General features: G+C 54.1%; 24 protein-coding genes. 8 read left to right on the top strand and 16 right to left on the bottom strand.

Annotation, left to right across the window (positions count from 1 at the left end; all coding sequences use genetic code 11):
• Positions 1–329 precede the first annotated feature (329 nt).
• Together QQZ17_RS08745 and soxR are read right to left on the bottom strand one after the other, a co-directional pair.
• Positions 330–998, bottom strand: coding sequence for a glutathione S-transferase family protein (locus QQZ17_RS08745; RefSeq protein ID WP_152401450.1), 669 nt, complete (start codon positions 996–998; stop codon positions 330–332).
• Between the two features lie 254 nt (positions 999–1,252).
• Positions 1,253–1,717: a redox-sensitive transcriptional activator SoxR gene (soxR, locus tag QQZ17_RS08740; protein WP_042321119.1), complete on the bottom strand. Its 465-nt coding sequence runs from the start codon at positions 1,715–1,717 to the stop codon at positions 1,253–1,255.
• Between the two features lie 85 nt (positions 1,718–1,802).
• On the opposite strand from soxR, the gene soxS reads away from it, so the two are divergent.
• Positions 1,803–2,126, top strand: a complete 324-nt coding sequence (gene soxS, locus QQZ17_RS08735) for a superoxide response transcriptional regulator SoxS (protein WP_042321117.1) — start codon at positions 1,803–1,805, stop codon at positions 2,124–2,126.
• Positions 2,127–2,128: 2 nt separating this feature from the next.
• Here soxS and QQZ17_RS08730 read toward each other — a convergent pair whose 3' ends face one another.
• A complete protein-coding gene (locus tag QQZ17_RS08730; protein ID WP_152401448.1) occupies positions 2,129–3,715 on the bottom strand; it encodes an EAL domain-containing protein in 1,587 nt (528 codons plus the stop codon).
• A 594-nt stretch (positions 3,716–4,309) separates the two neighbouring features.
• On the opposite strand from QQZ17_RS08730, the gene QQZ17_RS08725 reads away from it, so the two are divergent.
• Entirely contained in the window at positions 4,310–4,591 is a 282-nt protein-coding gene (locus QQZ17_RS08725; protein WP_042999048.1) for a YjcB family protein, read from the top strand.
• Positions 4,592–5,146: 555 nt separating this feature from the next.
• A complete protein-coding gene (locus QQZ17_RS08720) occupies positions 5,147–7,855 on the top strand; it encodes a cation-transporting P-type ATPase (protein WP_152406241.1) in 2,709 nt (902 codons plus the stop codon).
• Between the two features lie 66 nt (positions 7,856–7,921).
• On the opposite strand, the gene QQZ17_RS08715 is transcribed toward QQZ17_RS08720, so the two are convergent.
• Together QQZ17_RS08715 and ssb1 are read right to left on the bottom strand one after the other, a co-directional pair.
• A complete protein-coding gene (locus QQZ17_RS08715) occupies positions 7,922–8,353 on the bottom strand; it encodes a universal stress protein (RefSeq protein ID WP_152401445.1) in 432 nt (143 codons plus the stop codon).
• A gap of 248 nt (positions 8,354–8,601) precedes the next feature.
• Positions 8,602–9,129 carry a single-stranded DNA-binding protein SSB1 gene (ssb1, locus tag QQZ17_RS08710; protein WP_284554129.1) on the bottom strand — a complete coding sequence of 176 codons (528 nt, stop codon included), beginning with the start codon at positions 9,127–9,129 and terminating at the stop codon, positions 8,602–8,604.
• Positions 9,130–9,381: 252 nt separating this feature from the next.
• Here ssb1 and uvrA point away from each other — a divergent pair, with 252 nt between their 5' ends.
• Positions 9,382–12,204, top strand: coding sequence for an excinuclease ABC subunit UvrA (gene uvrA / locus QQZ17_RS08705; RefSeq protein WP_152401443.1), 2,823 nt, complete (start codon positions 9,382–9,384; stop codon positions 12,202–12,204).
• Between the two features lie 41 nt (positions 12,205–12,245).
• Here the strand turns inward: uvrA and QQZ17_RS08700 are convergent, their stop codons facing one another.
• From QQZ17_RS08700 to dnaB, 6 genes are all read right to left on the bottom strand, one after another.
• Entirely contained in the window at positions 12,246–12,596 is a 351-nt protein-coding gene (locus QQZ17_RS08700) for an MmcQ/YjbR family DNA-binding protein (RefSeq protein WP_061075572.1), read from the bottom strand.
• A 127-nt stretch (positions 12,597–12,723) separates the two neighbouring features.
• Positions 12,724–13,437 carry an acid phosphatase AphA gene (gene aphA, locus QQZ17_RS08695; protein WP_152401441.1) on the bottom strand — a complete coding sequence of 238 codons (714 nt, stop codon included), beginning with the start codon at positions 13,435–13,437 and terminating at the stop codon, positions 12,724–12,726.
• A 234-nt stretch (positions 13,438–13,671) separates the two neighbouring features.
• Positions 13,672–14,865 carry an aromatic amino acid transaminase gene (tyrB, locus tag QQZ17_RS08690; RefSeq protein ID WP_152401440.1) on the bottom strand — a complete coding sequence of 398 codons (1,194 nt, stop codon included), beginning with the start codon at positions 14,863–14,865 and terminating at the stop codon, positions 13,672–13,674.
• Positions 14,866–14,895: 30 nt separating this feature from the next.
• The gene (locus tag QQZ17_RS08685; RefSeq protein WP_152401438.1) at positions 14,896–15,132 is read right to left on the bottom strand and encodes a hypothetical protein; all 237 of its coding nucleotides are present in this window, start codon (positions 15,130–15,132) and stop codon (positions 14,896–14,898) included.
• 66 nt (positions 15,133–15,198) lie between these two features.
• Positions 15,199–16,278, bottom strand: coding sequence for an alanine racemase (alr, locus tag QQZ17_RS08680; protein ID WP_152401436.1), 1,080 nt, complete (start codon positions 16,276–16,278; stop codon positions 15,199–15,201).
• A gap of 31 nt (positions 16,279–16,309) precedes the next feature.
• A complete protein-coding gene (dnaB, locus tag QQZ17_RS08675; RefSeq protein WP_042321088.1) occupies positions 16,310–17,725 on the bottom strand; it encodes a replicative DNA helicase in 1,416 nt (471 codons plus the stop codon).
• 64 nt (positions 17,726–17,789) lie between these two features.
• Here dnaB and QQZ17_RS08670 point away from each other — a divergent pair, with 64 nt between their 5' ends.
• Entirely contained in the window at positions 17,790–18,773 is a 984-nt protein-coding gene (locus tag QQZ17_RS08670; RefSeq protein ID WP_152401434.1) for a quinone oxidoreductase, read from the top strand.
• Between the two features lie 298 nt (positions 18,774–19,071).
• Here QQZ17_RS08670 and pspG read toward each other — a convergent pair whose 3' ends face one another.
• Together pspG and dusA are read right to left on the bottom strand one after the other, a co-directional pair.
• On the bottom strand, positions 19,072–19,314 hold the full coding sequence (gene pspG / locus QQZ17_RS08665; RefSeq protein ID WP_046493907.1) for an envelope stress response protein PspG: 243 nt from the start codon (positions 19,312–19,314) through the stop codon (positions 19,072–19,074).
• 133 nt (positions 19,315–19,447) lie between these two features.
• Positions 19,448–20,443: a tRNA dihydrouridine(20/20a) synthase DusA gene (dusA, locus tag QQZ17_RS08660; protein WP_152401432.1), complete on the bottom strand. Its 996-nt coding sequence runs from the start codon at positions 20,441–20,443 to the stop codon at positions 19,448–19,450.
• A 188-nt stretch (positions 20,444–20,631) separates the two neighbouring features.
• Between dusA and QQZ17_RS08655 the strand changes: the two genes are divergently transcribed.
• Both QQZ17_RS08655 and QQZ17_RS08650 read left to right on the top strand, forming a co-directional pair.
• Entirely contained in the window at positions 20,632–20,853 is a 222-nt protein-coding gene (locus QQZ17_RS08655) for a type II toxin-antitoxin system HicA family toxin (RefSeq protein WP_152406240.1), read from the top strand.
• On the top strand, positions 20,850–21,182 hold the full coding sequence (locus QQZ17_RS08650; RefSeq protein WP_046493903.1) for a type II toxin-antitoxin system HicB family antitoxin: 333 nt from the start codon (positions 20,850–20,852) through the stop codon (positions 21,180–21,182). The genes QQZ17_RS08655 and QQZ17_RS08650 overlap by 4 nt, the downstream gene beginning before the upstream one ends.
• Positions 21,183–21,212: 30 nt before the next feature.
• On the opposite strand, the gene traF is transcribed toward QQZ17_RS08650, so the two are convergent.
• Positions 21,213–22,427 (bottom strand): conjugal transfer protein TraF, encoded by a 1,215-nt coding sequence (gene traF, locus QQZ17_RS08645; protein ID WP_152406239.1) that lies wholly within the window; start codon positions 22,425–22,427, stop codon positions 21,213–21,215.
• 312 nt (positions 22,428–22,739) lie between these two features.
• Between traF and zur the strand changes: the two genes are divergently transcribed.
• Positions 22,740–23,255 (top strand): zinc uptake transcriptional repressor Zur, encoded by a 516-nt coding sequence (gene zur, locus QQZ17_RS08640; protein ID WP_042321076.1) that lies wholly within the window; start codon positions 22,740–22,742, stop codon positions 23,253–23,255.
• A 77-nt stretch (positions 23,256–23,332) separates the two neighbouring features.
• Here the strand turns inward: zur and QQZ17_RS08635 are convergent, their stop codons facing one another.
• Together QQZ17_RS08635 and dinF are read right to left on the bottom strand one after the other, a co-directional pair.
• Positions 23,333–23,542, bottom strand: coding sequence for a CsbD family protein (locus QQZ17_RS08635; protein WP_042321477.1), 210 nt, complete (start codon positions 23,540–23,542; stop codon positions 23,333–23,335).
• 130 nt (positions 23,543–23,672) lie between these two features.
• A complete protein-coding gene (gene dinF, locus QQZ17_RS08630; RefSeq protein ID WP_152401429.1) occupies positions 23,673–24,998 on the bottom strand; it encodes an MATE family efflux transporter DinF in 1,326 nt (441 codons plus the stop codon).
• Positions 24,999–25,081 lie beyond the last annotated feature (83 nt).

Here is a 25,081-nt window from a genome sequence, read left to right as displayed (position 1 = left end):
AGTTTATTATTCGTTCTTATGCGTGGTGGACAATCCACTGCCAGCGCAACGTCAACTCCCTGTGCTCTGATCGCGACAAAAGGGGTGTCGCAAAAAGCAAACGTTTAGCTCCGCGCATAAAAAAACGGGTAGTAAAAAAAAGCAAACGATTATCCAGCGATCATACGGGGATTTTCAACTGAACTTTGCCGCTTTTTACTCATTTCTTGCGCTAACGCTGAAGAAATCATCAACTGATGCGCAAACGTTATCGTCAATGCGCAATCCGGCAACATCATTTTCCCGGCCATATTGCAGATGCACAGCTGAAGACAGCTAAAAACCCGCCATCAGCCGCCGGGAATTTCAAAAGGTCCCCCCTGCTGGATGGCACGTTGCCAGGCGGGACGCATCTCCACACGTTTTTTCCACTCGCGGATATGGGGAAGATCGGCAATACCACCCCGCGCCAGCAGTGCAAACAGGGGGAAACTCATCTGAATATCCGCCATGCTGAGATGCTCCCCGGCAAACCATGGCCGCTCAGCAAGATGCGCGTCAATAAAGCGCGCATGGGTTTCCAGTTGCGGATTGAGATACGCTTTTTGCACGCCCTGCCCCAGCGCGCCGCCCAGCGTGCGCAAACCAAAGGGCATCGGCGGTTTACCCAGACTGACGAAGACCAGCTTCATTAACAGCAACGGCATCAGTGAACCCTCGGCGTAGTGCAACCAGAAGCGATACTGGCGCTTTGGCTCCGCTTCATTCGGTTTAAATCGCCCTTCGCTGTCGTAGGTGTCCTGCAAATAGTCGAGAATGGCCCCTGATTCCGCGAGGATTGCACCGTTATCTTCAACTACCGGGGATTTACCCAGCGGATGGATTTTCTTCAGGGCAGGCGGGGCGAGCATACTCTTTTCACGCTGATAGCGAACAATCTGGTAAGGCAGCGACAACTCCTCCAGCGCCCAGAGAATGCGCTGTGAGCGGGACTGGTTTAAATGATGCACCGTCAGCATGATGTTCTCCCGTTATTTCCTCTTACTCACTCTAGTAAATTATGGGAGATGACGAAAAAAATTCGCCTAAAAAAACGCCAGATTAGCTGGCAAACGGGATGATGCGGCTTACACTTACAGTATCAACACAAACCGGAACCTCCACCACGTGCTCGAATGAGGGGTGTTGACGTCGGGGGAAACCCTCCCGTGAACCAGCGGGATAGAGAGAAAGACAAAGACCGGAAAACAAACTAAAGCGCCCTTGCGGCGCTTTAGTTTTGTTCATCCTCCAGCAGGCGTGCGCCCGTGCCCTCTTCGCCCAACCGATCCCCTGGGTTACGCAACGGACAGTCTTTACGCGATAAACAGCCACAGCCAATACAGCCATCGAGTTCGTCACGCAGCGCCACCAGCGTATGAATGCGCCGGTCCAGCTCCTCGCGCCATTGCGAAGAGAGTTGCTTCCACTCTTTAGCGCTGAGGGTATGGCCCTCCGGCAGCACGCCCAACGCTTCGCTGATGGTCGCCAGCGGGATGCCGATTCGCTGGGCAATTTTGATAATCGCGACATAACGCAGCACATCACGCCGATATCTGCGCTGATTGCCGCTGTTGCGGATACTGCTGATCAGCCCTTTGCTTTCATAGAAATGCAGTGCGGAAACCGCCACGCCGCTGCGCTTTGCCACTTCTCCCGGCGTGAGCATCGCTTTTATACGGGGTAATTTCTTTTCCATAAATCTCTTTACCTCAAGTTAACTTGAGGAATTATACTCGCCCGCAGACAAAAGACGAATCGAACACTGAGAAGGAGGCAGCAATATGTCCCATCAGCAAATTATTCAAACCCTTATTGAATGGATTGATGAACATATCGACCAACCGCTGAATATTGATGTGGTCGCAAAAAAATCAGGTTATTCAAAGTGGTATTTACAGAGGATGTTCCGCACGGTGATGCGCCAGACGCTGGGTGACTATATCCGTCAGCGCCGACTTCTGTTAGCCGCCGTTGAACTGCGCAACACCGAAAGACCGATATTCGATATTGCGATGGATTTAGGCTATGTGTCGCAGCAGACGTTTTCCCGCGTGTTTCGCCGGGAATTTGATCGCACCCCCAGCGACTACCGTCACCGCCTGTAGTGTTACTGTCCGCGCTGCATCAGGAGTGCGGGCGGTTGTTGCAACCAGTGAATGAAGTCCTGCGGCGGCAGCGCCTTCGCGAAGTGCCACCCCTGACAGTACTGCACCCCGCGTTTAAGTAACCAGCTCACCTGATCCGCCGTCTCCACGCCTTCCGCGATGGTTTTAAGACGCAGGCTTTGCGCCATCTCAATGATATGTTCCGCAATCAGATGGCTGGTACTGTTGGTGGTCAGCGTATCGATAAAGGACTTGTCGATCTTAAGAATATCGACGTTGAGTGAATAGAGGTTGTGCAGGTTAGAGTAGCCGGTGCCGAAATCATCAATCGCCACTTCATAGCCCGCCTGGCGAAATGCCTGGATCACCGGCGTGGTTTTCGGCACATCGATAAATCCTCGTTCAGTCACTTCCACTTTAATTTGTTGTGCAAGCACGGCGTGTTCGCGCGCTTTATCCGCAATCATGGCAATCAGTCGCGAAGAGTGGAAATCCGACGCGGAAAGGTTGATAGAGATATACAACTGCGGGTTGGCAGCCAGAAATGTCCCCATATCGCTGAACACTTCTTCCACCACATAGTCGGTTATCTGCGCGATCATCCCCTCTTTTTCCGCCAGCGGGATGAACTCGGCCGGACTCATGACCTGACCCTTGCAGCCCGGCCAGCGCAGCAGCGCTTCCGCCCCCACGCATTTCTCATTTTTGATATCAATGATCGGCTGATAGTGCAGGCAGAGCTGGCGTTGCTTAAGCGCGCGCTGGAGCATACGACGCGGGGAGTAGTATTGCCGACGCGCCCGCGACCAGAACATTAACAACAGAATGCTACTGATGACCGCCAGCGGAAGGGTGATCAGCAACTGCTGATACAGGTTCTGATAAAACCGCTGCATCGAGGTCGACACAATCACGGCAATGGGCCGTTTATCCGAGTGGGCGATGGTATAAAAGTGACCGTCCTGCTGAAAGACAGATTGATGACGCTGGACCAGTGGCAACAGTTGTGCCACCCAGGCCTGTTCGCTGACGGAGAAAAAGGTATTGGTCACGGTGTCATATACCCCCCAGGCCATTTCGGGGTCTTCGGACATCACTTCACTATATGACAGCGGGTTGATCACCGCGACATAGTTTCCGCGTTGCATATACGTCATTTTATAACCGGTAAAAAAAGGCGTATCGCGAAAGTAATAAATGGAGATATTAGGTTTTCGTTTATAGTCTGCCGTCGGCATAATATAGGGCTCTGACGGTGCCATTACCGTAGAGCATAAAAAACGATCGCCCTGTGCATAAATTAACTCGTTGATATACAGGCGCCCACGGATAATATTCAACATCCGTTGTTGATGCGCCGGTGTACACGCCTGCCCCTGGTACTGTTCAGCGGCATCACGCGCTAAATCAGCCTGTAAAACAACCAGTTCTGTTTTATCTAAAGCCAAATGGGCAAAGGTGCTCAGTTGCCTACTGGTTTGAGAGGTGGCTCGCAACTGGGCAAACCATAGCGCCAGCATCACGGGGAGCAAAACCACCATGATTATCCCGAGGAACCTCAGCATCTTGCGTCGCGCCCGATGATTCATTTAAGCCCTATATCCCTGCATTTTATGTGCCTTTATCATCAAGGCAGGATGCTAAATCACACAGGTGATTACGTTGCATGAATCTATCGATATTAGCAACAGACTTTTATTAGCAAAAGTCTGATATTGCAGGATGGTGATAATATTCGACCGTAAAGCAAACCTACAGTGACGATTAATTTTATTAAGGGTAATCCATTCTCCGAAAGGGGTAGTTTTTTATGAAAGTTTTGTCGGTTCATACACAAAATGAAATTAAGTTAAATTTCCCTGTATGCTTATTTAGGACAAAACAGAAAGGGTAGAATAAATACATCTTTTTACATCGCCTTCCTCCAGTTACGCCACGATCAAAACGTGTTCATTATCGACCAATAACCATTTTTAAAGTGTGGTTAAAAAACAAACAAAAAAGAGGCGTACAGGCTGGCGAACGAATGACTAAACGTGATATAGTTCACAAATATTCTGAAACAGAAACAACGTTTCATTCGGTATTGATGTAAATGCCCGTCGATAGCCAGGAGTGTGCCACGCTTCCCGTGAAAACGCCGCGCTGTCCAGGGCACCTGCTACTCTCAGAGGAAATGTTTCATGGCTACCCTAACCACTGGCGTGGTTCTTCTCCGCTGGCAACTGCTGAGCGCTGTGCTCATGTTTTTAGCCAGCACGTTAAATATTCGTTTTCGTCGCTCAGATTACATTGGTCTGGCTGTGATCAGCAGTGGACTCGGGGTTGTCGCCGCCTGCTGGTTTGCGACGGGGTTACTCGGCATCACCCTGATGGATCTCTCCGCCATCTGGAACAACATTGAATCCGTGATGGTCGAAGTGATGAGTCAGACCCCGCCGGAATGGCCGATGGTCTTGACCTGATTTCACTTGAGCCTCCCTGACGGAGGCTTTTTTATTGTTTCCAGAAAATCCCGACCTATCTCTTGCGGACAAATTCGTCCCGTCTCGATTTCAGCAAGTCCGCGTCTATTATGCGTTCATCTGGCGCGGTCGGTTTACTCAACAGACCGCGGCTTAAAATATATTTTCTGCTCTGTGTTCGTTTCCCTATTGTCATTATTATTCAGGATTTAAAAGTTATGTAAGGAAGACTGTTTTTATTATTTTCACCCCAGATATTTTACAAAGGCATAAGTTGAAATACCGCTAATGGCCGCCACAACAATTGCAAAAACAATCAATAAAATCAATTTCTTAGCATTATAAATTCCAAACATAAAACCTCCTTTCCTAAATTTACATTTCCATTTAACCCCATGACCCGCATGGAAAAATATCATCTTCATTCAAAGATAAAATAATAATTACAGAAACGCCATTGATTAATGTCAAATATCTGCAGGCATTATTCAAATAGTATGCCTGTGTTTCAAAATATTTAAATTTAATACTTCGAGGAATTTTACTTTGACCAGAATGCCGAACAGCAATCGTCTCCATTCTGCGCCATGCGCTGGAAAAAAGCCGTACCAGCTGACCGTTGAGGAGGTTCTGAAAAATCAACAGAGCCAACCTTCCGGGCTGACTCATGATGAGGCCAGCGCACGTCTTGCCAGGGATGGTCTTAACGCACTGCCTGAAAAAGCCGGCAAACCCGCCTGGCTACGCTTTCTGGCCCATTTTCACGATGTCCTGATCTACGTCCTGATTGCCGCAGCGGCACTCACCGCCGTAATGGGGCACTGGGTGGATACTGCCGTCATCCTCGGCGTCGCAGTGATCAACGCCATGATAGGTCACATTCAGGAAAACAACGCGGAAAAATCACTAAAAAGTATCCGCAATATGCTCTCCGCTTCTGCTGTGGTGGTACGAAACGGGCAACATGAGACGGTCGCGACCACCGATCTGGTCGTTGGCGATATCGTGGTGCTGCGCGCGGGCGACCGCATCCCCGCCGATCTTCGCGTCATGGAAGCCCATAACCTGCGGGTTGAAGAGGCCATCCTGACCGGCGAATCTACCGTTGTGGATAAAACGGCAGACGCGCTGGCAGGCGAGTTGCCGCTGGGCGATCGCAAAAACCTGCTGTTCTCTGGTACAACGATTAGCGCCGGTGCCGGGCTTGGCGTGGTGATCGCCACCGGGGAAGCGACGGAACTGGGCCATATCAACCAGATGATGACCGGGATCGAGAAGCACCGCACGCCGCTACTGGTGCAGATGGATAAACTCGGCAAAGCGATTTTCTCCCTCATTCTCGCCATGATGGCCGGTCTGTTTATCTTCAGCCTGTTGCTACGCGATATGCCAATGAGCGAGCTGCTGCTTTCGTTAATCAGCCTTGCTGTCGCGGCCGTTCCGGAAGGTTTACCGGCGATTATCTCGATCATCCTGTCGCTGGGTGTGCAGACCATGGCCCGCAAACGCGCGATCATCCGCAAACTGCCTACCGTTGAAACGCTGGGGGCCATGTCGGTGATCTGTTCCGATAAGACTGGCACCCTGACCATGAACGAGATGACGGTCAAAGCCATCATCACGGCGGATAAAAATTACCGCGTGCAGGGCAACAGCTACGAGCCAACGGGCGAGATCCACGTCGAGGAAGATGACGCGCTGGCAGAGATTGCGCCAGGCAGCCTGCTTGAAAACTATCTGCGCACGATTGACCTGTGTAACGACAGCCAGCTGATTCGCGATGATCAGGGTCACTGGGGGATTACCGGCGGCCCCACGGAGGGGGCGCTGAAAGTGCTGGCCGCCAAAGCCATGCTACCTGCCGTCGAGTGCGAACTGCGCAGTAAAATTCCGTTCGATTCCCAGTACAAATACATGGCGACGCACTATCGCATCGGCAACGACGAGCGCGTGCTGGTGACCGGAGCGCCGGATGTGCTGTTTAAACTCTGCCAGTTGCAGCAAACCGCGAACGGTACGGAAGCCTTTACCCAGCCGCACTGGGAGGCCGAAATTGCCCGCTATGCCAAAGAAGGTCTGCGGATGGTGGCCGCCGCCTGGAAACCCGCGCGTGCCGATGCCAGTACGCTGACTCATGACTGTCTGAACGAGGGGCTCATTTTCCTCGGCATCGCCGGGATGATGGATCCGCCGCGCCCGGAAGCCATTGCGGCGATCGGCGCCTGCCAGCAGGCCGGGATCCGCGTCAAAATGATCACTGGCGATCACCCGCAAACCGCCATGAGCATCGGCGGCATGTTGGGTATCCATAACAGCTGCCACGCGGTGACGGGCTATGAGCTCGAGCAGATGGATGATGCTGAACTCGCCGAAGCGGCTGTCACCTACGATATCTTTGCCCGTACCAGCCCGGAACATAAATTGCGTCTGGTAAAAGCCCTGCAAGAGAAAGGCGAGATCGTCGGCATGACCGGCGATGGCGTGAACGATGCCCCGGCGCTGAAGCAGGCCGACGTGGGGATCGCGATGGGTATTAAAGGCACCGAAGTGACGAAAGAAGCCGCCGACATGGTGCTGACGGACGATAACTTCGCGACCATCGCCAGCGCGGTACAGGAAGGGCGACGCGTCTACGACAACCTGAAGAAAACCATTCTGTTTATCATGCCCACTAACCTGGCGCAGGGTCTGCTGATCGTCGTCGCGCTACTGGCTGGCAATTTGATCCCCCTGACTCCGGTACTGATCTTGTGGATGAACATGGCGACCTCTGCCACGCTGTCATTCGGTCTGGCGTTTGAAGCCGGTGAGCGAAACATCATGCGCCGCCCACCGCGTCAGAGTAACGAGAACGTGATGGATGGCTTTGCTATCTGGCGCGTCGGTTTTGTCGGCACGCTGATTGCCGCCTGTGCCTTTACGCTGGAAGCCTGGCTGCAGCCGCGCGGTCACAGCCCGGAATTCATCCGTACGGTCCTGTTGCAAACGCTGGTGACGGCGCAGTGGGTATACATGCTTAACTGCCGCGTCTCCGATGGCTTCTCGCTGGGTCGTGGACTGTTGATGAATAAAGGCATCTGGCTGGTCAGCGGTATTCTGTTGCTGCTGCAGTTGGCGATTATCTATGTGCCGTTCCTGCAAATGCTGTTTGGTACCGAAGCCCTGCCGCTGCGCTACTGGGGAATTACCTTTGCCATCGGCATCGCGCTATTCTTCATTGTTGAGATTGAGAAACCGCTCACCCGCAAATTCCGCCGGAAATAACCGGCGGTATCCGGCAATAAAAAGGCCTTCCATATTGGGAGGCCTTTTTTCAAATGCGATAACGGATTAACGCACAACCATTACCGGTACCTTTGCGTAACGTAAAATATTGGCGGCTGCCGAGCCCAGCAGATGGGTGGCAATCCCCGGCTTGCGCGAGCCGATAATAATCATTTCGGCGTTATGTGCGATTACCGCGTTATTCACTTCATCACGAATATTGCCATGACGGACTTCAAAGCGAATCCTCTCCAGCGGCGTTTTGAATTTTCTCGCCAGGGCGAGCATTTTCTCCTGCGCATCGTTGGTCATGTACTCTTCGTATTTTTTGATATCCGAAGCAAAACCGCGAATCGGCGACGTGTGCAGCTTGGGGAAAACGTGCAGGAGATGCAGAACGCCCTCTTCTCTATTGAGCATGTGATCGGCCCAGGCAATCGCTTTGTCAGAAAGGTCCATCGCCAGAATATCAACCGGCATTAAAATGGCTTTGTTCATTCTAATTTCCTTATGTTCGCTGACAGGCTGATCGTGTTTCCCTGAAAAGCCCGGCAAGGTTCAGTCTTAATGGGTGAAAGTTGCGAACGCAGGATAACCGATAATCCCACCTACGATTTGATCACAGGCAATTTAATTATCTTATTGAAAAGTATGTAGGTTTATTTACTTTGCGGGAGATAAACTGACAAAAAACCCCGTTTTCACGGGGTCTTATAACGATACTGAGAATTCGACATGAATAATGATCAGAACGGGATATCGTCGTCGAAATCCATCGGCGGTTCATTGGATGGTGCTGCTGGCGCAGACTGCTGCTGCGGACGAGACTGCGCGTCGCCGCTGAACTGGTTACCGCCCTGTGGCTGCTGAGGCTGACCCCAACTGCCCTGTTGCTGCTGACCACCCGCCGGGGCGCCACCACCCTGACGACCACCCAGCATTTGCATGGTGCCGCCAACGTTCACCACCACTTCCGTGGTGTATTTCTCAACACCGGACTGATCGGTCCATTTGCGGGTACGCAACTGACCTTCAATGTAGACCTGAGAACCTTTACGCAGATATTCGCTGGCCACTTCCGCCAGTTTGCCGAACAGCACAACGCGGTGCCATTCCGTCTGCTCTTTCATCTCGCCGGTCTGCTTGTCACGCCAGGATTCGGAAGTAGCCAGCGTGATGTTGGCGACAGCGCCACCATTCGGCATGTAGCGTACTTCCGGGTCCTGGCCCAGATTACCCACGAGAATAACCTTATTTACGCCTCTGCTGGCCATGATCGAGTCTCCTGAAAACGTTTCTTAATAAGTGTAAACGCGCGATTGTAGCATTACCAATAGCGATTTTACTACGTTGCGACGCGGATTCCGCGAAACAACTTCAGCCGGGTATTGTTACACAAGACTCTGTGTTTTGCATTCCAATACTGTATATCCATTCAGGTTTTATTGTGTCATAATTAACCGTTTGTGATCGCCGGTGGCACCCTGCTGCCCCGGGCAAAAAAGCGTTTAATCCGGGAAAGGTGAATGGATAAGATCGAAGTTCGGGGCGCCCGCACCCATAATCTCAAAAACATCAACCTCGTCATCCCCCGCGACAAACTGATTGTCGTGACCGGGCTTTCGGGGTCAGGCAAATCCTCGCTCGCATTCGACACCTTGTATGCCGAAGGACAGCGTCGTTACGTTGAATCCCTTTCTGCCTATGCGCGTCAGTTTCTGTCGCTAATGGAAAAGCCGGATGTCGATCATATTGAGGGGCTGTCGCCCGCTATCTCAATTGAACAGAAGTCGACGTCTCATAACCCGCGCTCCACGGTCGGTACTATTACCGAGATCCACGACTACCTGCGTCTGCTGTTTGCTCGCGTTGGCGAACCGCGCTGTCCGGATCATGATGTCCCGCTGGCGGCGCAGACCGTCAGTCAAATGGTGGATAACGTCCTGTCACAACCGGAAGGCAAGCGCCTGATGCTGCTGGCGCCGGTCATTAAAGAGCGTAAGGGCGAGCACACCAAAACGCTGGAAAACCTGGCAAGCCAGGGTTATATCCGCGCCCGCATTGATGGCGAAGTGTGTGACCTCTCCGATCCGCCCAAGCTGGAACTGCAGAAGAAACACACCATCGAGGTAGTGATCGATCGTTTCAAAGTGCGTGACGATCTCAGTACCCGTCTGGCGGAATCGTTTGAAACCGCGCTGGAACTTTCCGGCGGGACGGCGGTAGTTGCCGATATGGACGACGAAAAAGCAGAAGAACTGCTCTTTTCCGCCAACTTCGCCTGCCCAATTTGTGGCTACAGCATGCGCGAACTGGAACCGCGCCTGTTCTCCTTTAACAACCCGGCGGGTGCCTGTCCAACCTGCGACGGCCTCGGTGTACAGCAGTATTTCGACCCCGATCGCGTGATCCAGAACCCTGAGTTGTCGCTGGCAGGCGGAGCCATCCGCGGCTGGGATCGTCGGAACTTCTATTATTTCCAGATGCTGAAATCGCTGGCGGAGCACTATAAGTTCGACGTTGAGGCCCCGTGGGCCAGCCTGAATGCGAACGTGCACAAAGTGGTGCTGTACGGCTCCGGTAAAGACAATATTGAATTTAAGTATATGAACGATCGTGGCGACACCTCCGTGCGCCGCCATCCGTTTGAAGGCGTGCTGCACAACATGGAACGCCGCTATAAAGAGACGGAATCCAGTGCGGTACGTGAAGAGCTAGCCAAGTTCATCAGCAACCGCCCGTGCGCCAGCTGTGAAGGAACCCGTCTGCGTCGCGAAGCGCGCCACGTCTTCGTTGAGAATACGCCGCTGCCGACCATCTCCGACATGAGCATCGGCCACGCGATGGACTTCTTTAACAATCTCAAACTCGCAGGCCAGCGGGCAAAGATTGCAGAGAAAATCCTCAAAGAGATTGGCGATCGCCTCAAGTTCCTGGTCAACGTCGGCCTTAACTATCTGACGCTGTCGCGCTCCGCAGAAACGCTCTCCGGCGGCGAAGCCCAACGTATTCGTCTGGCAAGCCAGATTGGTGCCGGGCTGGTCGGCGTAATGTACGTGCTGGATGAACCGTCCATCGGTCTTCACCAGCGCGATAACGAACGTCTGCTGGGGACGCTGATCCACCTGCGTAATCTTGGCAATACCGTGATTGTGGTGGAGCACGATGAAGATGCAATTCGCGCCGCTGACCACGTGATTGATATCGGTCCGGGAGCCGGCGTCCACGGCGGCGAAGTGGTTGCCGAAGGTCCGCTGGAAGCCATTATGGCGGTACCGGAATCACTGACCGGCCAGTACATGAGCGGCAAGCGCAAGATTGAAGTGCCGAAACAGCGCGTGCCAGCGAATCCGGAAAAAGTGCTGAAACTGACCGGCGCACGCGGCAACAACCTGAAAGACGTGACGCTGACCCTGCCCGTGGGGCTGTTCACCTGCATCACCGGCGTGTCGGGTTCCGGTAAATCGACCTTGATCAACGATACGCTGTTCCCGATTGCTCAGCGCCAGTTGAACGGCGCAACGATCGCCGAACCGGCGCCGTACCGCGACGTGCAGGGGCTGGAGCATTTCGACAAGGTTATCGACATCGACCAGAGCCCGATTGGGCGGACGCCGCGTTCCAACCCGGCGACCTATACCGGGGTCTTTACGCCGGTGCGCGAACTGTTTGCCGGGGTACCGGAGTCGCGCTCACGCGGCTATACGCCAGGGCGTTTCAGCTTTAACGTTCGTGGTGGGCGTTGCGAAGCCTGTCAGGGCGATGGCGTGATTAAAGTCGAGATGCACTTCCTGCCGGATATTTACGTGCCGTGCGACCAGTGCAAAGGCAAACGCTATAACCGCGAAACGCTGGAGATTAAGTACAAGGGTAAAACCATCCACGAAGTGCTGGATATGACTATCGAAGAAGCCCGCGAGTTCTTTGATGCCGTCCCGGCGCTGGCGCGTAAGCTGCAAACCCTGATGGACGTAGGGCTGACCTACATTCGTCTTGGCCAGTCGGCGACGACGCTTTCCGGTGGCGAAGCGCAGCGCGTGAAGTTAGCGCGCGAACTGTCGAAACGCGGTACCGGTCAGACGCTCTATATTCTGGATGAACCGACTACCGGTCTGCACTTTGCTGATATTCAGCAACTGCTGGACGTGCTCCATCAGTTACGCGATCAGGGCAACACTATCGTGGTGATTGAGCACAACCTGGACGTTATCAAAACGGCGGACTGGATAGTCGACCTGGGACCGGAGGGCGGTAGCGGCGGTGGGGAAATCCTCGTTTCCGGTACCCCTGAGACCGTGGCGGAATGTGAAACATCGCATACTGCCCGCTTCCTCAAACCGATGCTGTAAAACGCAAAACGCCGTTCATGTGAAGATGTGAACGGCGTTGTTCATTGCAGCTGTTTGCGTTTCTCTTCCGGTAGCGTATTAACCGCCTGTTGGTAGGACGCATCCACCAGATAATAGATTTGTGAATCCGGCAACGAGCCGTCGAGGTAGACGGTGCTCCAGTGCGCCTTATTGAGATGTCGGCTCGGACGCACATCGCTGTGCTGCTGGCGTAATAGTTCTGCCAGTTCGGGGCTGGTTTTCAGAGATACCGCCGGGCGATCTTCCACCTCTTTCACCATGGCAAAGAGCACATCTTCAACTTTGATTTGTGTGGCTTTCCAGTCACTGTGCACACTCTGCTCCGCGCCGATTTTCGCCATGCAGTATTGCAGTAACTCCGAATTGGTCATCGTTATTCCCCTTGCAAGCGTGATGCTCCACTGAAATGTCATCTACTCAGTGTGCAGCAAGACTGCAAAAGGTAAAAGCTGACAGATCAATTTTGTTTAAAAAAACAGCAAATGCCCTCCCCGCTTTTTAATACTCCGAGTTTACGATCACCTCTTCGCCATACCCGCCAGCCTGCGGCAGCGGTTTGTAAGTCGAGTTTGAGGCGCGCAGGATTCGGATCCCACGAATGCCCGCATCGCGCGCGGCGGTAATGTCGTTGTCCGAATCGCCATAGAACATGCGGATATTTTTATCCTGCAACCACTGCGTTTTGGTGTTCTGACCGGGCTTATCTCCGGCGAAAATCACCGGATTCATATTTGTCGCCGGAATGTGGAAGTTATCGGCCAGCGTTTTCGACACGGTTTCGGTTTTTGTCGGCGAACGTCCGGTAATAAAAAAGATGCTGTCGCCGCGACGGACGTGCATATCGATCAGCAGACGGGCGACCTCTTTTGGAATACTGAACTCATCCCAGCCGTTGTTCATTTTCTCCCAGAATGCCGGGGTTTTCAGATACGCTTCGCTGTCAGGGGACCAGGTTTTCTTACCGCGCCAGAAGCCAGGGCTGGAAAACAGCACGGTGTCATCAATGTCGAAACCAACGACCATCGGCGGACGACCAGCGAGGCTGTTTTCGATCTGCGCCACGGAAACCCAGTGAATGGGGGCTTGTTCCGCGAGTTTCGCAACGTTAGTACCTGGATTGAGCGGAGAAGGAGAAGAGGCCAGCGCGCTGGCGGAATGGTTTAATGTGAATAACAAGCAGATGGCGCTCAGCGCCAGTGTGAGCCTTCGCATATTTTTCCCTGTTAAGTCATTTAGTTATCATTTTATTAGACCAATTGTTCAAAAAACCCTCTGACCATAACCCCGGCGGCAGGTGAAAGGAAGGATTTTCTGCGGTTTTGTCCCGGAAAAGGAGGAGGATCACATAAGTATGGAAGAGACCATTACCAGGCCGGATAAGGCGATTCGTCGTCATCCGGCCAGTGGCGTTTTGCCGGATGACGCTGCGCTTATCTGGCCTGGCAATTACATGACTGCGGCAAAAGCCTTCGCCACGCGCTGCACATTCGCCACGTTCAGACCAGCCACGCACATGCGTCCGCTGGCGATCAGATAGACGCCAAACTCGTCACGCAGGCGATCGACCTGAGCCGCGCTCAGCCCGGTGTAGCTGAACATACCGCGCTGTTGCAGCAGATAGTCGAAATTACGTCCCGGAATCGTAGCGGTTAGCACGTTCACCAGTTCCTGACGCATGGCCAGAATACGGGTTCGCATCGCCTCCACTTCCGCCAGCCAACTGGCTTTCAGCGCTTCATCGCCGAGTACCGTCGCGACCACCTGTGCGCCAAAGTTCGGCGGACTGGAGTAGTTACGGCGGACGGTCGCCTTCAGTTGCCCCAGCACGCGACCTGCGGTAGTTGCATCTTCACAGACAACAGAAAGCCCACCGACGCGCTCGCCGTACAGAGAGAAGATTTTCGAGAACGAGTTGCTGACCAGCGCTGGCAGTCCGGCGCTGGCAATCGCGCGGATAGCATAGGCATCATCGTCCATACCGGCACCAAAGCCCTGATAAGCAATGTCGAGGAACGGGATCAGATCGCCCGCTTTCAGGATCTCGATAACCGCATCCCACTGCGCATGCGTTAAATCTGCACCGGTCGGGTTGTGACAGCAAGGATGCAGCAGGACGATACTGCGCGCAGGCAGGGTTTTCAGGGTCGCTAACAGATCGTTGAAACGCACGCCGTTGGTGGCATTGTCGTACCAGGGATATGTGCTGACGTTAAATCCCGCCCCTTCAAAAATGGCGATGTGGTTTTCCCACGTCGGGTCGCTGACCCACACACCGGAATCCGGGAAATAGCGCTTCAGGAAATCGGCCCCCACTTTCAGCGCGCCAGAGCCGCCCAATGTCTGGATCGTCGCCACTCGCTGCTGCCGGAGAACCGGATGGTCAGCTCCAAACAGCAATGGCGCGATAGTATGACGATAGGTATTTAACCCTTCCATCGGCAGATACAGCGAGGCACCGTGCGGTTGCGCGTTAAGACGCGCTTCGGCTTCCTCCACGGCCTTCAACTGCGGGATAATCCCGTCTTCGTTGTAATACAGGCCGATACTCAGATTCACTTTGTCACTACGCGGGTCTTCTTTGAACCGCTCCATGAGCGACAGAATCGGGTCGCCAGCGTAGGCGTCAACTTTTTGAAACACGCGATGGTTCTCCAGGTTTACAGGCAGGGGTTAAGACACAATAAACCGGATGGAGAGGAAGATCGAGCGCCTGGTGGGAATATTGCCGGATGGCGGCGTAATCGCCTTATCCGGCCTACGGTCCGTGCGCGATATACGGGAAACGCTTTTAGGCCGGATAAGCGTTAGCGCCATCCGGCATCCCGGCAACATATTGTAGGCCGGATAAGCGTTAGCGCCATCCGGCATCCCGGCAACATATTGTAGGCCGGATAAGCGTAGCGCCATCCGGCATCCCGGCAACACCTTGTAGGCCGGATAAGCGTTAGCGCCATCCGGCAGGAACCGGCGTACTTAATCCACGTACTTCATCGCCACCCGTGAGGTCAGGCGGGTGATCAGTTCGTAAGCACTAACTTTAGTCATTGCCGCAATACGCTCAACCGGGAGGCCCTCTCCCCATAAAATCACCGGGTCACCGGCCTGGTCAGTCGCCTGCGGCCCAAGATCAACGCAAATCATGTCCATCGCCACGCGGCCCACAATCGGCACTTCGCGGCCATTCACCAACACCGGCGTACCGGATGGCGCTGCGCGCGGGTAACCATCGCCATAGCCCATCGCCACGACGCCAAGGCGCGTATCACGTTCACTGATCCACGTTCCGCCATAGCCTACCGGCTCACCCGCTTTATGCTCGCGCACGGCGATCAGGCTGGAGGTCAGCGACATCACCGGTTGGCAGCCGAAATCCGCTCCCGTGGACTGGTTTTCCAGCGGCGACACGCCGTAGAGAATAATGCCCGGTCGCACCCAGTCAAAATGTGACTGCGGCCAGAGTAAAATCCCGCCGGACGCGGCAATTGAGCGTTGACCCGCTTTGCCTTCACAAAAGGTATTGAACACATCAAGCTGCCGTTCAGTCGCACCGCATTCCGGCTCATCCGCACGGGCAAAATGGCTGACGACATTCACCGGTTGACGCACGTTTTTACATTGCGTCAGGCGCTGCCAGAAGGCGTCCGCCTCTTCGGGAAGGACACCCAGGCGATGCATACCGGTGTCGAGTTTCATCCACACGGTTACCGGTTCATCCAGTTCGGCGGCTTCCAGCGCGGCCAGTTGTTCCTGGTTATGGACAGCCGTATGCAGGCGCTGCGCGGAAATGGTGGGCAAATCGGCCGCCTCAAAAAAGCCTTCCAGCAGCAGGATGGGCTGCGTGATCCCACCCGCTCGCAGACGCAGCGCTTCTTCGAGACGCGCCACGCCAAAAGCGTCAGCATCGGGGAGCGTTCGCGCGGTCTCTAACAGACCGTGTCCGTAAGCGTTCGCTTTCACGACCGCAACCAGCTTACTGGCGGGTGCCAGCTCACGCAGACGTTGCAGGTTGTGTCGCAGAGCGCGGCGGTTAATCACTACAGTTGCCGCTTGCATTTCAAATCCTTAATAAAAGAAGGACGGAGATTTACTCGTCGTCGTACTGCGGTCCCGCATAGTTATCAAAGCGCGACCATTGTCCATTAAAGGTCAGTCGCACCGTCCCGATGGGGCCGTTACGCTGCTTACCAATGATGATTTCCGCAATACCTTTCAGATCGCTGTTCTCGTGATAAACCTCATCACGGTAGATGAACATGATCAAGTCGGCATCCTGTTCGATGGAGCCGGATTCACGCAGGTCGGAGTTGACCGGACGCTTATCGGCACGTTGTTCCAGCGAGCGGTTAAGCTGCGACAGCGCCACGACCGGCACATGCAGTTCTTTCGCCAGCGCTTTCAGCGAGCGGGAAATTTCAGCAATCTCCAGCGTACGGTTGTCGGACAGCGACGGCACTCGCATCAACTGCAGGTAGTCGATCATAATCAGCCCGATACCGCCGTGTTCGCGGGCGATACGGCGCGCGCGGGAGCGCACTTCCGTTGGCGTCAGACCGGAGGAATCATCGATATAGATGTTACGTTTTTCCAGCAGAATGCCCATTGTGCCGGAAATCCGCGCCCAGTCCTCATCGTCCAGTTGTCCGGTACGAATACGGGTCTGATCCACGCGGGACAGCGATGCCAGAGAACGCATCATAATCTGCTCAGAGGGCATCTCGAGGCTGAAGATAAGAACCGGTTTATCCTGCAACATCGCCGCGTTTTCGACGAGGTTCATCGCAAATGTGGTTTTACCCATCGACGGACGTGCCGCAACAATAATCAGATCTGACGGCTGCAGGCCAGCGGTCTTTTTGTTGAGATCGTCATAGCCGGTGTTAACGCCCGTCACCCCGTCGTGCGGCTGCTGGAACAGTTGTTCGATACGCGCGACGGTTGCGTCGAGCACATCGGCAATGTTTTTTGGTCCTTCGTCTTTATTGGCGCGGCTTTCCGCGATTTTAAAGACGCGTGACTCGGCGAGATCGAGCAAGTCTTCACTGGTGCGCCCCTGCGGATCAAAACCCGCATCGGCAATTTCATGGGCAACGGCGATCATGTCGCGCACTACCGCGCGTTCGCGCACGATATCCGCATACGCGCTGATGTTCGCCGCACTTGGCGTATTTTTGGAGAGTTCAGCCAGATAAGCAAAACCGCCGACGCTGTCCAGTTGCCCTTGTCGCTCCAGCGATTCCGCGAGCGTAATCAGGTCAATCGGACTGCCGGTTTCCTGCAACCGTCCCATCTCGGTGAAGATGTGACGATGTGGACGGGTATAAAAATCTTCCGCCACCACGCGCTCGGCGACATCGTCCCAGCGCTCGTTATCCAGCATTAAACCGCCCAACACCGACTGTTCCGCTTCAATCGAGTGCGGCGGTACTTTCAGTCCGGCAACCTGTGGGTCGCGGTCACGGACATCAGTCTGTTGTTTGTTGAAGGGTTTATTTCCTGCCATAGTGAATGGAGTTACCGAGATAAAAGTGAGTTGAAGCTAATCTTCCGATGATACTGGAGAAATCATGGCAACACGAATTGAATTTCACAAGCATGGCGGCCCTGACGTGCTTCAGGCCGTGGACTTTACCCCCTCCGATCCGGCGGCGAACGAAATCCAGGTCGAAAACAAAGCGATCGGCATTAATTTTATCGATACCTATATTCGTAGCGGGCTCTATCCGCCTCCCGCGCTGCCCAGCGGTTTAGGGACCGAAGCGGCTGGCGTCGTCGTCAAAGTCGGCAGCGGCGTCAGCCATATTAACGTGGGCGATCGCGTGGTGTATGCGCAGTCCGCGCTCGGCGCCTACAGTTCAGTCCACAACGTACCGGCTGATAAGGCCGCTATCCTGCCTGATGCCATCTCCTATGAGCAGGCTGCTGCCTCTTTCCTGAAGGGACTGACCGTTTTTTATCTGCTGCGCAAAACTTACGAAATCAAGCCCGACGAACCGTTCCTGTTCCACGCGGCCGCTGGCGGCGTCGGGCTGATTGCCTGTCAGTGGGCAAAAGCACTCGGCGCGAAACTGATTGGCACCGTCGGCAGCGCGCAGAAGGCGCAGCGGGCACTGGATGCCGGCGCATGGCAGGTGATTAACTATCGCGAAGAGAACATTGTCGAGCGGGTAAAAGAGATAACCGGCGGTAAAAAAGTCCGCGTGGTCTATGACTCCGTCGGCAAGGATACCTGGGAAGCCTCGCTGGACTGTCTGCAACGTCGTGGACTGATGGTCAGTTTTGGCAACGCATCGGGGCCAGTGACCGGCGTGAACCTGGGGATTCTGAATCAGAAAGGTTCCCTGTACGCCACGCGCCCTTCTCTTCAGGGCTACATCACCAACGCGGAAGAACTGACCGAAGCCAGCAACGAACTGTTTTCGCTGATCGCCAGCGGTGTGATCAAAGTGGATGTGGCAGACAGTCAGAAATATCCGTTGAAAGAGGCGCGGCGAGCACATGAAGTGCTGGAGAGTCGGGCGACGCAGGGTTCCAGTTTGCTGATTCCTTAACTGCCTGGCTCCCCTGAATCATTCAAGTTGCAGGAAGGCGGCAATGGAACGAATCCTCAGGAGCTTACTGAAATCAGTGACTGGGGTGAGTGACAGCAGCCAACACACCTGCAGCTTTAATTATGACAGGGAGAAAGAAATTGGGCTTCCCATTGGGAAGCCCTTTCTTTTTTTGTTCGGCTGTATGTAGGGTACAGCTCGATGAATCTGTTAGACGCGCAATACTGACAGATTTGACGATCAATTCCTATTTGGTTATGACGCCAAAATTACAGGTTGTGACGCATCCCTCACATCTTTAGTAACGCCAACGGTTATTGCGCTGATATTGTGGGACTTTCGGCGACTTAATCGCCTTGATCACCCACACTACGGCAACAGCCAGCAGTAGCCACGGCAGCAGTTTGATCATCAGTGCAAACATGCCGCCAAGGAACATCACGAACGCGGCGACAACCAGCGCAGCCAGAATGCCCAACAGCGAGACGCCGGTGACCATCAGCATGATAAAGAAGCCAAGCACAAAAAGTAGTTCCAGCATGATGCTCTCCCATAATGAATTCCTGCACAATCCATTACAAAAATCATGCCAAAGTTAATTTGTTGATTTATCAACAAAACGCCCCGTAAATTTTTGCAGGGCGTGGTGAAATTGACTAACTTTTAGTGAAAATCTACCGCTTATCGGCAACCAGCTTTAGCGCATGCTCCAGCACATTGATATCGGCACCGGCTTTATGGGCGTTTTCGCTCAGGTAACGACGCCACTGGCGCGCCCCAGGGATCCCCTGGAACAGACCCAGCATATGGCGCGTAATGTGGCCGAGATACGTCCCCTGGCTCAGTTCGCGCTCGATATAGGGATACATGGCCCGCACCACCGCCACCGGATCGGCATCAGCGGTCGGGGAGCCAAAGATTTCGCGGTCGACAGAGGCCAGAATACCCGGGTTCTGATAAGCCTCGCGGCCAACCATCACACCGTCCATATGTTCGAGATGCGCCTTCGCCTCATCCAGCGACTTAATGCCGCCGTTGATGGACATCGTCAGCTGCGGGAAGTCGCGTTTCAGTTGATAAACGCGCGGATAATCCAGCGGCGGGATCTCACGGTTTTCTTTCGGACTTAACCCGGAAAGCCAGGCTTTGCGGGCGTGGATGATGAACATCTCGCACTCACCGCGACCGGACACCGTACTGATGAAATCACAGAGAAATTCATAGCTGTCCTGGTCATCAATACCAATGCGGGTTTTCACCGTCACCGGAATCGACACCACGTCGCGCATCGCCTTTACGCAATCCGCCACCAGTTGCGCATTGCCCATCAGACAGGCGCCAAACATGCCGTTCTGCACGCGATCGGAAGGACAGCCGACATTGAGGTTAATCTCATCGTAGCCGCGTGCCTCAGCCAGCTTCGCACAGTGCGCCAGCGCTGCCGGATCGCTGCCGCCCAGTTGCAGCGCGAGCGGATGCTCTTCTTCGCTGTACGCCAGATAATCCCCTTTGCCATGAATAATCGCCCCCGTCGTCACCATCTCGGTGTAGAGCAACGTCTGGCGAGACAACAAGCGCAGGAAATAGCGACAGTGCCTGTCCGTCCAGTCGAGCATGGGCGCGATGGAAAAACGGTGGGCCGGAAAGACGGATTGTAATTCTGGTGACATGGTGATTTTTTGAGCATCCGGTGATTTGGGGGCGCTACTATAGCACAGGCAGGAAAGGGATACGATTCACCTTGATGTGCTATCAAAAAATGATAGCATCAAATTGTCCTGGCGGGCATTATACTCACAAGGAAACGGCATTGATATGACATCACTAAGCGCCAGATACCAAAAAAACATTACAGCAGATTTTCTCACTACCAACGCCTGCGGCGCTGGAATGGCGAAAAATTGAGGCGCTGTTTGTTGCCTTAGGTGCAAAGGTCTCAGAGGGGAACGGATCCCGTGTCAGATTTGAAATCAATCAGGTTGTGGCCTCTTTTCATCGCCCACATCCTGAAAAGGAAGCCAAAGTTTATCAGGTCAAGGATGCTATGGCCTTTCTTATCGCAGTAGGAGTGATCCCATGAACACCATGACTTATAAAGGCTATGCCGCCAAAATTGATTACAGTGACGAAGATTTGTGCTTCGTCGGGCATGTTGCCGGTATACGTGATGTGATTGGTTTCCATGCCGACAACGTTTCCGATCTTCGCAATGCCTTCGAAGAAGCGGTCGATGATTACCTTTCTTACTGTGCTGAACAAGGCAGAGAACCTCTGCGCCCGGCTAGTGGAAAGATCAGTCTGCGTATTTCTCCGGAGGTGCATTCGGCGATTAACATCGCCGCCGAAGTCTCCGGGAAAAGTGTAAATCAATGGATTAACGATACGTTGACTAAAGCAGCTCATGGCTGAAAGACGGGGCATACTGCCCCGCCATCCTCATCAGAACGTCACGCTGACCTGCGCGCCTGCACCCCAGGTTTCGTCCTCGCCGTACAGCCCCATCAAATCAAGATGGACGCGATTGAACGGGGCAAACCCGACACCGCCGGTGAAGACATTGCTGTCATTGTCCTTCACGTCAGCACGATAACCGGCACGGACGGCCAACCAGTCGAGCGGTCGGACTTCAGCACCGACGCCAACATACTGTGAGTTTTCCTCGCTTTTGAAGCCTTTAGTTTCGGTTAAATCACCGTCTGCGCTCAGCGTCAGCAGATCGTTGTGCCACGCCACACCGGCGGTGACCAACGGTCGAATCTGGTAAGTATCGCGGACGCCAGCCACCTCTTTTGTGTCGATATCGCGAGAGAACAGGTTTTGCCCGCTCAGGCCAACCGTCCAGTGTTCGCCAAAGTCCGCGGCCAGGCCCGCATCAACGTTAAAACCGGTATCATCATTGCGATAGCGACTGCTGTTGATGTCGTCGCTATTGAAATCGTAAATCGAGACCGTGTAGTTGTAGAGCCAGGTTTTTTGCAGTTTCGGCGTCACGCCAACCGAAACCGGTACGCCGCCCAGGTCGAACTGGCGAGCCACCGCGACACCGTAATCAGAGACAATGGCGGCGCGGCCAAACCCTTTTGACTTAAGGTTCTCAGGATCCACCGCCAGGATGCTGGAAGGCACCGCTTCAACGCCGCGCAGCGTGTCAATGTCGCCCTGATCAATAGACGAACTCACACGGGCGCGGGCGTTGGCTTTCGCCACAAAGGCCACGGCTAACACATCGTTCGGAATGCTGACCGCAAGCCCGCCCCCGGCTTTCGCACTGGCCGTTTTCCCTTTCAGGGATTCCAGTTGGTCAGCCAGATCGCCCGCGGCATTAGACACCTGCCGGTAGCCTGCGCTGCCGGGAACAAAGAGATCGAGAGGGTTGATATTGTCCAGGGAGCGGCGGTAGTTATTCACGTCGTCGGTGACATCATCAATCTTATCGCGCAGATTATCCTTGTCGGAAATCTGTCCACCGATAGCCGGGAAGATCACCGTAATGTCATCATCCGGCTGTGACTTCGCCAATAATGCCGGGTTGATGAGTACGCCGCTGCCATAATTTGCTGACGCCACGCCCGTGCCGCCCATCGCGTCATTACGCGCTTCTGTCCAGGAATTCGCGGCACTCGCGGTTTGAGACGCCAACAGCGAGCCCGTCATCGCCACCACCAAAATATTCAAATTTTTATTCACAGTAAGCCCATTTTATTCGCAGGTGAAAATCGTCTCTGCCAGTATCAACCGGACAAAGCTGGAGCATTGCTGTGATTAACAAGGAAAAAGTTGCCTGTTTTGCCCCGTCCTTTTATCGCCGGGGCGTTTATTTTTGTGACATGCCTCAATATATATAGAAGAGTTTGTAAATCAGGGAAAGATTAGCGGGCGATTTATCGCTCTGGCCTGGAACTCGGCGTTTCTCCCATAACATGATAAAGTGAGGGTTTTCTTACTCCACGCGATCCGAGGTGCCCAATGGAAAAGACCACAACGCAAGAGTTGCTGGCGCAAGCTGAAAAACTGTGCGCGCAACGCAATGTGCGCCTGACCCCACAGCGCCTCGAAGTGTTGCGTCTGATGAGCCTGCAGGAAGGCGCGATTAGCGCTTACGATCTGCTCGACCTGCTGCGTGAATCCGAACCGCAGGCCAAGCCGCCAACGGTCTATCGCGCCCTCGATTTTCTACTTGAACAAGGGTTTGTGCATAAGGTCGAATCCACCAACAGCTACGTGTTGTGCTACCTGTTCGATCAGCCGACCCATACTTCCGCCATGTTTATCTGTGACCGCTGCGGCGCGGTGAAGGAAGAGTGTGCGGAAGGCGTGGAAGACATTATGCATACGCTGGCAGCGAAGATGGGATTTGCCCTGCGCCACAATGTCATTGAAGCACACGGATTATGTTCAGCCTGCGTGGAAGTAGAAGCCTGTCGTCATCCTGGCGAGTGCCAGCACGACCATTCGATTCAGGTTAAAAAGAAGCCCCGTTAAGGGCGTGGGCGGCACGCGATGCCGCCCGAAGCAAACAGAGGGGTGTACATCCTTGTACTCACGGGTAAGAGGGGGGATTACCAGCGATAGTCGTTGCGTTTTTCCCAGCTATCGACCTCTTTCTCCGCCTGGTCTTTCGCGTAACCATAACGTTCCTGGATTTTACCCACCAGTTGATCACGCTTACCTTCAATGACCGTCATATCGTCATCGGTCAGTTTGCCCCACTGCTCTTTCACTTTACCTTTGAACTGTTTCCAGTTACCGCCGACTTCGTCTTTATTCATCATAAAGTCCTCTTTATTAGGCTGTGAATAGTGAGAGTAAACCGCCCAACTGCGTTCGTTTTCTGCTGGACGTGAGATTAAGTGTAGTCATAGATTCTGGGTTAAATTCACTATTCAGAATCTTTAACCATTACGAGACAGTAAACCAGGTTCCGTTTCGCCAGTGACGCCGCCAGATCCAGGCTAATGACAGCCCGCGCAGCGCCAGAAATACCGCCAGCGCCAGCCATAAACCGTGATTACCCAACACGGGTAGCGCGAATAGCGTCAGCGCAAACCCGGCGGCGGCCACCGCCATGCTGTTGCGCATTTCAGCCGCCCGCGTTGCGCCGATAAACATGCCATCCAGCAGATAGCACCAGACGCCGACCAGAGGCAAAATCGCCTGCCAGAGCAGGTAGCGATCGGCCAGTTGTTGGATTTGTGGTAGTGATGTCAGCAGCGCAACGATCGGTTCGCCGGCGAGTAAATAAACCAGTGAAAACAGCAGCGCGACGATACCTGACTGGCGGCACGCGGCACGCCAGACTTCCAGTAACTGACTGCCGTCGCGGGCACCATAGGCCTGACCAGAATGCGCCTCCACGGCGTAAGCAAAGCCATCCAGCGCATAGGCCGTAAATGTCAGCAGCGTCATCAATACGGCGTTAACGGCGATGATATCGCTGCCCAGTCTGGCCCCCAGCACGGTGATAGCGCCAAAGCAAAGTTGCAGCAGCAGTGAACGCAGCATGATGTCGCGATTGAGCGCCAGAAGGCGACGAATGTTTCCCCGCCAGGCCTGTTTGAGCATAACGAGGGAGACGCCACGCAGGTGCAACACTTTACGCACCATCAACAAACCGATCAGCAGCGTCGCATATTCCGCGATCACCGTCGCCAGCGCGGCTCCTTGCACGTTCATGTGCAACCCCATCACCAGCCAGAGGTCGAGCACAATATTCAGGATATTGCCGACAATCAGCAGGATCACCGGCGCACGCGCGTACTGTACGCCCAGTAACCAACCGAGCAATACCAGATTCGCCAGCGATGCCGGGGCGCTCAGCCAGCGAATGGCCAGAAACCGTCTTGCCTGTTCCAGTACCGCTTCGCTACCACCCACAATGTGCAGCGCCAGATCGATAATCGGTGTACGAAAGAGCGCAATCACTGCCCCTGCGCCCAACGCCAGGATCAGCGGTTGCACCAGAGCCCGCGCCAGCGCCTGAGGATTCTTCGCACCGAACGCCTGCGCCGTCAACCCGGTCGTGCTCATGCGTAAAAAGAGCAGGAGCATGAACAGAAAACTGGTTGCCGTCGCCCCCACCGCCACCCCGCCGAGATACACGGGGCTGTCCAGGTGACCAATGACCGCCGTATCCACCAGTCCCAACAGCGGAACGGTGATATTGGAGAAAATCATCGGTAAGGCGAGACGCCAGAGCGCTTTGTCAGCAGGAGCAAAAAACGGCATGGAGCGAGCCTGAGAAGAGGTCATAACGAGAGTGGTGAGAGTGGTGAGAGTGCCGGATAGCGGCGTAAACGCCTCATCCGGCC

It is taken from the genome of Citrobacter sp. T1.2D-1 (assembly GCF_950098555.1).
Taxonomy (GTDB): Bacteria; Pseudomonadota; Gammaproteobacteria; order Enterobacterales; family Enterobacteriaceae; genus Citrobacter_A; species Citrobacter_A telavivensis.
The sequence above is the reverse complement of the archived record's forward strand: the minus strand, read 5'-3'. Positions and strand labels throughout refer to the sequence as shown.

Excerpts from the sequence above, each read along its gene's own strand:
- QQZ17_RS08745 (WP_152401450.1), bottom strand. The coding sequence starts at position 998 with ATGCTGACGGTGCATCATTTAAACCAGTCCCGCTCACAGCGCATTCTC.
- soxR (WP_042321119.1), bottom strand. The coding sequence starts at position 1,717 with ATGGAAAAGAAATTACCCCGTATAAAAGCGATGCTCACGCCGGGAGAA.
- soxS (WP_042321117.1), top strand. The coding sequence starts at position 1,803 with ATGTCCCATCAGCAAATTATTCAAACCCTTATTGAATGGATTGATGAA.
- QQZ17_RS08730 (WP_152401448.1), bottom strand. The coding sequence starts at position 3,715 with ATGAATCATCGGGCGCGACGCAAGATGCTGAGGTTCCTCGGGATAATC.
- QQZ17_RS08725 (WP_042999048.1), top strand. The coding sequence starts at position 4,310 with ATGGCTACCCTAACCACTGGCGTGGTTCTTCTCCGCTGGCAACTGCTG.
- QQZ17_RS08720 (WP_152406241.1), top strand. The coding sequence starts at position 5,147 with ATGCCGAACAGCAATCGTCTCCATTCTGCGCCATGCGCTGGAAAAAAG.
- QQZ17_RS08715 (WP_152401445.1), bottom strand. The coding sequence starts at position 8,353 with ATGAACAAAGCCATTTTAATGCCGGTTGATATTCTGGCGATGGACCTT.
- ssb1 (WP_284554129.1), bottom strand. The coding sequence starts at position 9,129 with ATGGCCAGCAGAGGCGTAAATAAGGTTATTCTCGTGGGTAATCTGGGC.
- uvrA (WP_152401443.1), top strand. The coding sequence starts at position 9,382 with ATGGATAAGATCGAAGTTCGGGGCGCCCGCACCCATAATCTCAAAAAC.
- QQZ17_RS08700 (WP_061075572.1), bottom strand. The coding sequence starts at position 12,596 with ATGACCAATTCGGAGTTACTGCAATACTGCATGGCGAAAATCGGCGCG.
- aphA (WP_152401441.1), bottom strand. The coding sequence starts at position 13,437 with ATGCGAAGGCTCACACTGGCGCTGAGCGCCATCTGCTTGTTATTCACA.
- QQZ17_RS08685 (WP_152401438.1), bottom strand. The coding sequence starts at position 15,132 with ATGGCGCTACGCTTATCCGGCCTACAATATGTTGCCGGGATGCCGGAT.
- alr (WP_152401436.1), bottom strand. The coding sequence starts at position 16,278 with ATGCAAGCGGCAACTGTAGTGATTAACCGCCGCGCTCTGCGACACAAC.
- dnaB (WP_042321088.1), bottom strand. The coding sequence starts at position 17,725 with ATGGCAGGAAATAAACCCTTCAACAAACAACAGACTGATGTCCGTGAC.
- QQZ17_RS08670 (WP_152401434.1), top strand. The coding sequence starts at position 17,790 with ATGGCAACACGAATTGAATTTCACAAGCATGGCGGCCCTGACGTGCTT.
- pspG (WP_046493907.1), bottom strand. The coding sequence starts at position 19,314 with ATGCTGGAACTACTTTTTGTGCTTGGCTTCTTTATCATGCTGATGGTC.
- dusA (WP_152401432.1), bottom strand. The coding sequence starts at position 20,443 with ATGTCACCAGAATTACAATCCGTCTTTCCGGCCCACCGTTTTTCCATC.
- QQZ17_RS08650 (WP_046493903.1), top strand. The coding sequence starts at position 20,850 with ATGAACACCATGACTTATAAAGGCTATGCCGCCAAAATTGATTACAGT.
- traF (WP_152406239.1), bottom strand. The coding sequence starts at position 22,427 with ATGACGGGCTCGCTGTTGGCGTCTCAAACCGCGAGTGCCGCGAATTCC.
- zur (WP_042321076.1), top strand. The coding sequence starts at position 22,740 with ATGGAAAAGACCACAACGCAAGAGTTGCTGGCGCAAGCTGAAAAACTG.
- QQZ17_RS08635 (WP_042321477.1), bottom strand. The coding sequence starts at position 23,542 with ATGAATAAAGACGAAGTCGGCGGTAACTGGAAACAGTTCAAAGGTAAA.
- dinF (WP_152401429.1), bottom strand. The coding sequence starts at position 24,998 with ATGCCGTTTTTTGCTCCTGCTGACAAAGCGCTCTGGCGTCTCGCCTTA.